Below are 9,680 nucleotides of genomic sequence, written 5' to 3'. Positions count from 1 at the left end.
GTGCCGAGGCCGAGACCCGCCGCCCCGGCGAACAGCGCGAACAGGGCCGGCATCGGCCAGCTCTTCTCGTTGGGAGCGATGGCGCGGGTGATGATGCGGGCGTTGGTGGCATCGATCCCGGCCCGCTCGCTGATTTCGCGGGCGCGGGTGAGGAACGCGGTGTAGACGCCACGGCTCGCCTCGACCTCCCGCTCCAGCTCGCGCAGCTTGACCCCCGCTTGATTCGTCGTGTCGTTCTCGTTGCGCAGGCGGTTGAGGTTGGCCGTCAGCGTCCGCTCATTGGCGAGCGCCCGCTCGTAATCCGCCCGCGCCGATTGAGCGAGCCGCGTCAGCTCGGCAGCGATGAGTCCGCGCACGCCTTCAAGCTGGCTCGACACGGCAAGAATGGTGGGGTGCCGGGCTCCGAGCTGGGTGCGCAGGTCGGCCTGCCGCTCGATCAGTTCGGCGTACTGCGCGCGCAGCTTGCCGACCACCTGCGACTGCGTCGCCTCGGCGATGGCATCGGCCGACGCGCCGTTGCGGCGGGCCCGCTCGATCTGGTCGTAGCGCGCCTTCGACTCGGCGCTGCGGGCCTGGGCGGCGCTGAGCTGGACGTTGATCTCGCCGAGCTGCTGCTCGGTGACGAGGCGGCCGTTCGAGCGGACGAGATCGTTGGCCGCCCTGTAGGATTCGGCCTTGTTCTCGGCCTGGCGGACGCGCTCGCGCTGCGCGTCGAGCCGCTCGGTCAGCGAGGCGGATGCGCGCCGCGAGGCCTCGGCCCGGGCCTCGCTCTGATCGGTCAGATAGGCACCCGCGATGGCGTTGGCGACGCGAGCGGATTTCTCGGCCGATTTGGCCGTGAAGACGATGTCGATCACGAAGACCTTGTCGGCCCGCTTGATCGCGAGGCGCTTGCGCATGTTGCGCAGGAGGCGCTCCTCCCGCTCGGTGGGCGCGGCTTTGGGTGCCGGCCAGCCCACGGCGGCGCGCACGTCGTCGAGGAACTGTGCGGCCGGTCCCTTCTCGACGAATTCTGGATCCTGGGTCAGCCCGGCCTCGCCCGCCGCACGCAGGAGCACGCTGGTGGATTCGAGCACGCGGGCTTGGCTCTCGACCTGGGTGATGCCGCCGTCGGGAGCGACCATGGCCGGGTTGATGTCGTTGGTGAGAACCTGCCGGTCGCGCGGATCGATCAGGATCTGCGCCGTCGCGGTGTAAAGTGCGGGCGTCAGCAGGCCGTAGGCGAGGGCGGCCGCGACGAGGATCAGCACGGTCCAGAGGATGCTGGCCCGCCGCCGCCAGAGGATGCGCCAGAGGTCGCCGATCTCGGCGGTGCGATCGAGGCCGTCCGCCGCATCGTGCACGGGCGCCGGCAAGGGCAGGCTCCGGTGGCCCGCGTCGATCCTGCTCTCCAACTGCATCATGGCCGGGTTGTCGCCTCGGGACCGTCGCCGCTCGGGCGCGCCTCCTTCAGGGAGGGCCTCCGGCCGCGTGCTGCAATCCGCGTGCGTAGTCGGCCTGTCCGGTTTTGGAAAAAACCTGTGAATACGGCACATTTTCGTCCCGTTGCGGGACGCCGGCTCATGGCTGATTCGTGAGGCGGGCTGCCGGCTCGGCTGGGGCGGCGAGCGCCGTTCGGCGGGCGAGGCCCTTGTGGAGGTGGACCATCAGCGCCACGCCGAAGAGCGGCGTGATCAGGTTGACGATCGGCACGATCATCAGCCCGGCCAGGAGGCAGCCCGCCGCGATGATTGTGAACCCGTAATGCTCGCGCATCGCCCGCGCTTCCTGCAGGGGGCGGAAGCGGCCGGCGGCCAGCTCGAAATACTCGCGCCCGAGCAGGTAGGCGTTCGCGCCGAAGAAGGCGAAGAGGTTCACCCCGGGCACGAAGACGAGGATCAGCGCCACGAGGTTCACGAGCAGCGCGAGCCCGGCGAAGCGGAGGGCTGACCCCATCGCCTGTCCCCAGGGCAGGGCGCGCCCCGGCGTGTCGGCGGGAAAGTCGCTGCGCTCGACGATCTCGGCCGCGTCGTCGAGGAAGAAGCCGGCCACGAGGATCGAGACCGCGGGCATGATGTAGGCAAGCGCGACGAACAGGCCGGCTCCGGCCAGGAAGAAGGCGAGGGTGTCGAGAAAGGGGTAGTCGGCGGAGATGTGGTGGCTCGCCTGGAACGCCTGGATCAGCCGCGTGAGCGCGAACCACAGGACGAGCAGCAGCCCGATCGTGAGCGCGAGCGACTTGAACAGGATACCGCGCAGGGCGGGCGAAAAAACCTGCCGCAGGGCTGCGGCAGCGGCCTTGATGAGCATCGGCCCCCGATCCTCCGATGATCCGCGCCCGCCCGGGGACGGGTTCTCGCCGCTCCGGGCAGGCCGCGCAAGCCCCCGGTCACGGGATCGTCTGACGAAACGCGGCTCCTGCGAGCGTTTGACGCGTTGCCTCGCCAGCATCGGCCCCGTCACGGGGATGCTCGGACCTCGGTGCGGCCCGGTGCGCGACGACCCTCGCCTTGTCGGAGCCCCAGGCATGACCCGCTCGCTGACCACCCGCCTCGCTCTCCTCGGCCTGCTTGCCGCCGCGCAGCCGGCCGCCGCCCACGAGGTTGGCGCGTGGGCGGGCGCCAGCTTCGCCCCGGCCGAGCGATCCGAGGTCGCGGTCGCGGCTCTCGACGGCAAGGCCTACGTCGTCGGCGACTACAACGGCGCCACCGAACTGCTGATCTACGACCTCGCCGCAGACCGCTGGAGCAAGGGCGCACCCTTCCCCTATCCCGTCCACCATACCATGGCGGCCGAAGCGGGCGGTCGGATCTACGTGTTCGGCGGGTACGTGAACGGCTGGGAGGCGACGGATCGGGTCTGGGCCTACGATCCCGGCCGGGACTCCTGGGAGCCGCGCGCCAAGATGCCGACGCCGCGGGCGGCGGGCGGCGCCACGCCGCTCGGAGACCGCATCCACGTGGTCGGCGGCAGCGGTTCGGGCCGGGGCAACGTGGCCCCCCACGAGGTCTACGATCCGGAGCGCAACGCCTGGACGCGGGCGGCCGACCTTCCCACTCCGCGCGACCACCTCGCGGTGCAGACGGTGGCTGGCCGCATCGTCGCCAGCGGCGGGCGCATCGACGGCGATTCGGGCAAGAACCTCTCGGCCAATCAGATCTACGATCCGGCGCGCGATGCCTGGAGCGAGGCCGCACCGCTGCCCACCGCGCGCAGCGGCGTCGCCTCCGCCGTGCTCGACCGCGAGGTTTTCGTCATCGGCGGCGAATCGAACCGACGGACCTACGACGAGGTCGAGGCCTTCGATCTGCCGGCCAATGTCTGGCGCGGTCTGGCCCGGCTCCCGACCGCCCGCCACGGCTTCGGCGCGGTCACCTACAAGGGCCGCATCTACACGCTGACGGGCAGCCCGCGGCCCGGAGGCGACAAGTCGGGGACGGTCGAGGTGCTCGATCCGAAGGGCGCCGCGCCGGCCCGTTGATCGGAAACGGCATCGGGCGCTTGCCGTCGGCCCGGCCGCGGCCGACATGAACCCCGCCGCCGTCTCGCACATTCTCCGACGTCATGCTGGTCCCGCCCGAGCACGCCCGCTTCCAACCCATCGTCGCACCGCGGTTCAGAACACCGTCGACCTTGCCCGACGTGGTGGTGATCGGCGCGGGCGCCGCCGGGATCGCGGCGGCGCGGCGGCTGATCGAGCGGGGGCTCGCGGTGACGGTGCTGGAGGCGCGCGGCCGGGTCGGCGGCCGGGCGGTGACGACATCGTTGCGGGGCCACGCCGTTGATCTCGGCGCGCACTGGCTGCATGCCGGGCCGGTCAATCCCCTCGTCGCCCTTGGGCTCGAGCGGGGCGAACCGCTGCGGCGCGCGCCGCAGACGGAGCATCTCTGGGTGGGGCGCCGTCGGGGCCGGGCGGCCGAGGAGGCTGCCTTCTCCCGCGCCTTCGCCGTCGCCGACCGGGCGATCACCCGCGCCGCGGCCCGCGAGGCGGATGGTCCGGCCGCCCTCGCGCTTCCCCGCCATCTCGGGCCCTGGGGCGAGCGCATCGCCCTCGTTCACGGCCTCGTTTCGGGTCGGCCTCTCGCTGAGGTTTCGCTGCACGACTGGCCGAGCCTGGAATACGGCGACAACTTCTTCGTTGCCGGCGGCTACGGCGCCTATCTCGCGCGGCTGGCGCAGGGGCTGCCGATCCGCCTGGATTGTCCTGTCGCGAGCATCGATTGGTCGGGGCCGGGCGTGCGGGCGCGGCTCGCCGACGGCGGGCGGATTGCGGCCCGCGCCGCAATCGTGACCGTGCCGGTGCCCGTGCTCCAAGCCGGCTTCCGCTTCGACCCGCCGCTTCCTGGGCGCACCCGCGCGGCGATCGACGGCTTCCTCGCCGGCATCTACGAGCACGTCGTGCTGCACTGGCCCTCGGCGCCGTTCCGGGGGCGCGACCGGCTCGCCAGCATCGTCGCCGGTCGCCGCCGGCCGCCGGGCCTGCTGACACGGATCGACGGCACGCCGTTCCACTACTTCGAACTCGATACCGCGCTTGCGCGGGCGCTCGATGCCGGCCGCTCCGGCCCGAAAGGAGCCCGCCGTCTGGCCCGCTCGGTCCTGGCCGAGCATTTCGGCGCAAACGCGCTTGCCGATCTCGCGATACCGGCCGTCACCGCGTGGCGGCACGATCCTTGGTCGCGCGGCTCCTGGGCCGTCGTACCGCCGGGCCACGCCGCGGCGCGGGACATGCTCCGGGAGCCGGTGGGCGAGCGGATCTGGTTTGCGGGCGAGGCGAATTCCCGCGCCCAGTGGGGCACCGCCGGCGGCGCCTACGAGGAGGGCCTGCGCGCCGCCGATGCTGCGGCCGACCTCCTGTCATCGCCTGCCTCACGCGCCTCCGCGGTCACTCCGTCTGCCGCATGAAGCCGTCGGGCGTGCCGGTGCCCGGCTCGACGAAGCGGATGTCGCGCGGACCCCGCCGGGGCGTATCCACCGAGAGGAAGACCACCGGCTCCTCCAGGAGCGCCGGCACGGAATGCACCACGCCGCGCTTGAAGAACACGAGCTGGCCCGGTCCGACCTCGACCGCCGGCGCGTCGCCGAACTGCATCAGGCAGCGGCCCGAGAGGGCGTAGAGGTATTCGTCGCAGCTGGTGTGAGAGTGCGGCGGCGTCGGCCGGTAGACGCGGAAGACGCGGGCGCTCGCGGCCTCCTCGTCGGTGAAGCGGTGATCGACGACCAGGGTGTCGGAGGTCTCGGGCAGGCCGCGCACGCTCTCGGCGACGTCGAAGATCGCGTGATCCCTGGATGGTGGCTGGCCCATGGCTGGCACGCTCCGGCTCGGTCCGGCGGTCACTATGGTCGTCGTCGGCAGTCCTGCACAGGGCCGGACCCTTCCTTACGTTTCACCTGCGCCCCGGTGATGGTAGAAAATCCGATGCCGCGCAGCGCGCGGCCCGGACAGCAGCGGCCCGGACGTGATGAGAGGCTACGAGGGAAATGCGCAGGTCATGGCGGATGTCGCCGCCGTGATCGAGGAGGCCCGGCGCGAGGGGCGCGACCTCGCCACGGCCCTGCGCATCGCGCGGGTGACACTCGCCTATGTCAGCGGCCCCGAGCCCGAGCCGGAACAGGCCCGCGCCCTGGAGGCGATCGACCGGCAGTTGCGGGCACTCTCGGACTGACCGATTGCCGCCGATCCGCCGGCACCGGCTCAGCCGGTCTGCACGATCAGCGTCACGGCGCCGAAGGCCAGGACGGCGAACACGGCCACGGCCATCAGGATGAGGGCCGCGCGCGACTCGCGTAGCTCGTTGTTTTCCATCGGCCGAGTTTAAGGGAGGACGCTCGGGAAGGGGAAGCACCTTGGCCGCCCGTCCGGCCGGCTTCCCCATCGACCGCCGGGCTCTGTCAGGCGGGACGCGTCGATGCCGCTCAGGACCGACGCGGCCGAGCGGAGTCCAGAACGACGATGTCGTCCGGGCAGACGGTGCCGGCGGGCGCCGCATTGGTCGCCAGAACGCCGTGCAGGGGCCTCACGGTCCAGCGGCCGTACCAATCGCCCGACGGGGAGAAGCCGGAGCCGCCCGCCAGTCCCGGCGAGGCGGTGAGCCGCGCGGCGTCGGGGAGGCGGAAGCGGGACTCGCCGGATCCGTCTGCGAACAGCCCGAACAGGATCGGCTGGGCCTCGCGGTTCGGGGCAATCGTCGCGCGGTCGGAATGAGACATTACCAAACGCTTTCTTGAGGCCGGGTCGGTCCGTCCGAAATCGGGACGGGTGCTCGCGGCTTTGCAAGTTCGGCGCCCGTCCCGCCCGTCCTGCCCTGGGGCGAGAAGGAGCATCGGGAGAAGCCGACCCTGGTTCGGCGATTGCCATGTCGGCCCTATCACCGTCCTGCGCGGGGCCGAACGGTCCGCCGCGGGACGCTCCCGAACCGAAGCGGCACGGACGCCCGCCGTTTCGAGACCCGCGCTTGCGAGAAGGCCGATCCCCCGATGAAGAACGCGCTCACCGTCTCGCTGAACGCGCTGCGCTCCCGCTTCGCCGTCCTCGGTCTGGCCGGTGCGCTGGTGATCACGTTGACTTGGTGGTTCGTGGTCGCGCGCGGGCTCTGGCTGGCGCTCGAGTGGGCAGCGGTCTGATCCTCCCCAAAGGATCGCTGAAAACGTTCTTTCTATAGAACGCATCGAGCTTGGATCGTTCTCCCAGGGTCGCGTGCATCCGGAGAACGTTCTTTCGCATCAATCGTGCTGCGCACTGGAAGAGGGCAATCGATCCCGTGAAGCCACGGGAAATTCGGATCGGTGCCTGCCGGCACCGCCTTGACATCGTTCTTTAAAACGAACACTTCCTTCGCTCGAGAGGGCTTCGGCCCGGATCGCGGAGGTGAGAACGACGTGTTGGACGGAAACCCGATCAAGCTCGGCGCGACATCCACGCGGCGCGCGGCGCTCTTCGGCCTCGCCCTGGCCGCCTGTCTCGCGGGTCCCGGCAGCGCCCTGGCGCAGACGGAGATCCTCAACGTCTCCTACGACCCGACCCGCGAACTCTATCGCGAGATCAATGCAGTCTTCGCCGAGGAATGGAAGGCCAGGACCGGTGAGACCATCACCGTCCGCGCGGCCCATGGCGGCTCCGGCGCGCAGGCCCGCACCGTGATCGACGGCATTCCGGCCGACGTGGTGACGCTGGGCATCCCGTCCGACATCGACGCCATCGCCAGGCTGTCGAAGAAGATCGATCCCGAGTGGCGCAAGAAGCTGCCGAACGAGGGCCTACCCTACACCTCGACCGTCGTGTTCCTCGTCCGCAAAGGCAACCCGAAGGCTGTCACGGACTGGTCCGACCTCGCCAAGCCCGACGTGAAGGTCATCACCCCCAACCCGAAGACCTCCGCCGGCGGGCGCTGGAACTTCCTGGCCGCCTGGGGCTACGCCTACGAGCGGGAGGGTAAGGACAAGGAGAAGGCCAACGCCTTCGTCGGCTCGCTCTACAAGAACGTGCCCGTGCTCGATACCGGCGCCCGCGGCTCGACGGTGACCTTCGCCCAGCGCGGCCTGGGCGACGTGCTGCCGACCTGGGAGAACGAGGCCTTCCTCGTGCTGGAGGAGTTCGGCAAGGACAAGTTCGACATCGTCGTACCGCCGACCTCGATCTACGCCGAGCCGCCGGTCGCGATCGTCGACGCCAACGTCGACAAGAAGGGCACGCGCAAGCAGGCCGAGGCCTATCTCCAGTTCCTCTACGGCGACAAGGCGCAGGCGATCTTCGCCAAGCACCACTACCGCCCGATCAAGCGCGAGGCCGCCAAGCCCGAGGATCTGGCGCAGCTGCCCGAGATCAAGCTGTTCAAGATCGAGGATCTGCAGGGCTCCTGGGACGAGATCCAGCGGGCGAACTTCGACAATGGCGGCCTGTTCGACCAGCTGAGCAAGGCCGGTCGCTGAGTCCATGAGCAAATCCGTGCGCGAGCCACCGAAACCCCGGCGGCGCTTCCGCCAGAAGAGCGTGATCCCCGGTTTCGGGCTCACGCTCGGCTACACGCTGACCTGCCTCGGGCTGGTCGTGCTGCTGCCGCTCGCCACCCTCGTGCTCAAGGCGTCCGGGCTCGGCCTGTCGGGGATCTGGGAGGTCGCCACCGATCCGCGGGTGTTCAGCGCCCTGCGCGTGAGTTTTGGCGTCTCGCTGCTGGCCGCGCTCACGGCCTCCATCTTCGGCGGCATCGTCGCCTGGGTGCTGACCCGCTACGACTTTCCCGGCCGCAAGCTCGCGGACGCGGTGGTCGACCTGCCCTTCGCCCTGCCGACCGCGGTGGCCGGCATCGCGCTGGCCTCGCTCTACGCGCCCAACGGGCTGGTCGGTGAGCAGCTCGCCAAGGTCGGCATCGAGGCGGCCTACACGCCGGTCGGCATCTTCATCGCCATGGTGTTCATCGGCCTGCCGTTCGCCGTGCGCACGGTGCAGCCGCTGATCGCCGAGATCGACAAGGAGGTGGAGGAAGCCTCCGCCATCCTCGGTGCCTCCCGCGTCGCCACGCTCACGAAGGTGGTGCTGCCGCCGCTGATCCCGGCGGTGCTCACCGGCTTCGCCCTGGCCTTTGCCCGGGGCGTCGGCGAGTACGGCTCGATCATCTTCATCGCGGGCAACCTGCCCTACGTGTCGGAGATCGCGCCGCTCCTCATCGTCATCAAGCTCTCGGAATTCGACTACGCGGGCGCGAGCGCCATCGCCGTGATCATGCTCGCGATCTCCTTCGTGACGCTGCTGGCGATCAATTTGATCCAGGCCTGGAGCCGGCGGAGGTTCGGCTATGTCTGAGGCGCTGGCTCAACCTGCGAACGTCCCGGTGCGGGACGACGCGCCGCGCCCGCTCGGCAGCGTCGTCACCGAGCGGCCTCTGGTGCGCTGGCTCCTGATCGCGGTGGCGCTGACCTTCCTCGGCCTGTTCCTCGTGCTGCCGCTCGTCACGGTGTTCGCACAGGCCCTGGCCAAGGGTTGGCAGGCCTATCTCGCTGCCTTCTCCGAGCCTGACGCCCAATCCGCGATCCGGCTGACGCTCCTGGTGGCGGCCATCGCGGTGCCGTTCAACCTCGTCTTCGGCGTCGCCGCGTCCTGGGCGATCGCCAAGTTCGAGTTCCGCGGCAAGAACCTGCTCGTCACCCTGATCGACCTGCCGTTCTCGGTCTCCCCGGTGGTGTCGGGGCTGATCTACGTGCTCGTCTTCGGCTCGCGCGGCCTGTTCGGTCCGTTCCTGCTCGAACACGACATCCAGATCATCTTCGCGCTGCCGGGCATCGTGCTCGCGACGATCTTCGTCACCTTCCCCTTCGTCGCCCGCCAGCTGATCCCGCTGATGCAGGAGCAGGGCACGGCGGAGGAGGAGGCGGCCCTCACCCTCGGCGCCTCCGGCTGGCACGCCTTCCGGACGGTGACGTTACCCAACATCCGCTGGGGCCTGCTCTACAGCGTCCTGCTCTGCAATGCCCGGGCGATGGGCGAGTTCGGTGCGGTCTCGGTGGTCTCGGGCCACATCCGCGGCCTCACCAACACGCTGCCGCTGCACGTGGAGATTCTCTACAATGAGTACAACTTCGTTGCCGCGTTCGCCGTCGCCTCCCTCCTTGCCGGTCTCGCTCTTGTCACCCTCGCCATCAAATCCGTCCTCGAATGGCGCTACGCCGACGACATCGCGGCGGGCGCACGGCGCCACTGACCGGAC

11 protein-coding genes (1 of these 11 cut by a window edge) are annotated in these 9,680 nt (G+C 70.2%); 7 read left to right on the top strand and 4 right to left on the bottom strand.

Translation table 11 applies throughout. The annotated features are described in order from the left end of the window. Positions 1-1,355, bottom strand: partial view of an exopolysaccharide transport family protein gene (locus BY998_RS13815; RefSeq protein ID WP_245421585.1) — the 5' portion only. It extends 727 nt beyond the left edge of the window; only the first 1,355 of its 2,082 coding nucleotides appear in the window; the start codon lies at positions 1,353-1,355; its stop codon lies off the left edge, out of view. 205 nt (positions 1,356-1,560) lie between these two features. After that, entirely contained in the window at positions 1,561-2,289 is a 729-nt protein-coding gene (locus tag BY998_RS13810; RefSeq protein WP_110352185.1) for a sulfate transporter family protein, read from the bottom strand. A 217-nt stretch (positions 2,290-2,506) separates the two neighbouring features. Between BY998_RS13810 and BY998_RS13805 the strand changes: the two genes are divergently transcribed. Together BY998_RS13805 and BY998_RS13800 are read left to right on the top strand one after the other, a co-directional pair. Then, complete coding sequence (locus BY998_RS13805; RefSeq protein ID WP_110352184.1) at positions 2,507-3,460, top strand: kelch repeat-containing protein; 954 nt, start codon at positions 2,507-2,509, stop codon at positions 3,458-3,460. Between the two features lie 83 nt (positions 3,461-3,543). Then, on the top strand, positions 3,544-4,884 hold the full coding sequence (locus tag BY998_RS13800; protein ID WP_110352183.1) for an NAD(P)/FAD-dependent oxidoreductase: 1,341 nt from the start codon (positions 3,544-3,546) through the stop codon (positions 4,882-4,884). Here BY998_RS13800 and BY998_RS13795 read toward each other — a convergent pair. Next, a complete protein-coding gene (locus tag BY998_RS13795; protein WP_110352182.1) occupies positions 4,865-5,284 on the bottom strand; it encodes a cupin domain-containing protein in 420 nt (139 codons plus the stop codon). The two genes, BY998_RS13800 and BY998_RS13795, sit on opposite strands and share 20 nt — an antisense overlap. A gap of 157 nt (positions 5,285-5,441) precedes the next feature. Between BY998_RS13795 and BY998_RS13790 the strand changes: the two genes are divergently transcribed. Next, positions 5,442-5,645 (top strand): hypothetical protein, encoded by a 204-nt coding sequence (locus BY998_RS13790; RefSeq protein WP_110352181.1) that lies wholly within the window; start codon positions 5,442-5,444, stop codon positions 5,643-5,645. Between the two features lie 250 nt (positions 5,646-5,895). Here BY998_RS13790 and BY998_RS13785 read toward each other — a convergent pair whose 3' ends face one another. After that, positions 5,896-6,189 (bottom strand): hypothetical protein, encoded by a 294-nt coding sequence (locus BY998_RS13785; RefSeq protein ID WP_110352180.1) that lies wholly within the window; start codon positions 6,187-6,189, stop codon positions 5,896-5,898. Positions 6,190-6,456: 267 nt separating this feature from the next. On the opposite strand from BY998_RS13785, the gene BY998_RS24400 reads away from it, so the two are divergent. From BY998_RS24400 to cysW, 4 genes are all read left to right on the top strand, one after another. Then, a complete protein-coding gene (locus BY998_RS24400; protein ID WP_181425520.1) occupies positions 6,457-6,603 on the top strand; it encodes a hypothetical protein in 147 nt (48 codons plus the stop codon). Positions 6,604-6,858: 255 nt separating this feature from the next. Next, positions 6,859-7,908: a sulfate ABC transporter substrate-binding protein gene (locus tag BY998_RS13780; RefSeq protein ID WP_110352179.1), complete on the top strand. Its 1,050-nt coding sequence runs from the start codon at positions 6,859-6,861 to the stop codon at positions 7,906-7,908. Between the two features lie 16 nt (positions 7,909-7,924). Next, on the top strand, positions 7,925-8,779 hold the full coding sequence (gene cysT / locus BY998_RS13775) for a sulfate ABC transporter permease subunit CysT (RefSeq protein ID WP_110352197.1): 855 nt from the start codon (positions 7,925-7,927) through the stop codon (positions 8,777-8,779). Then, positions 8,772-9,674, top strand: a complete 903-nt coding sequence (gene cysW / locus BY998_RS13770) for a sulfate ABC transporter permease subunit CysW (RefSeq protein ID WP_110352178.1) — start codon at positions 8,772-8,774, stop codon at positions 9,672-9,674. Before cysT ends, cysW begins: the two co-directional genes overlap by 8 nt. Positions 9,675-9,680: the final 6 nt, after the last annotated feature.

This window comes from Methylobacterium sp. B4, from assembly GCF_003201865.1.
In the GTDB taxonomy this organism is placed as follows: Bacteria; Pseudomonadota; Alphaproteobacteria; order Rhizobiales; family Beijerinckiaceae; genus Methylobacterium.
The sequence above is the reverse complement of the archived record's forward strand: the minus strand, read 5'-3'. Positions and strand labels throughout refer to the sequence as shown.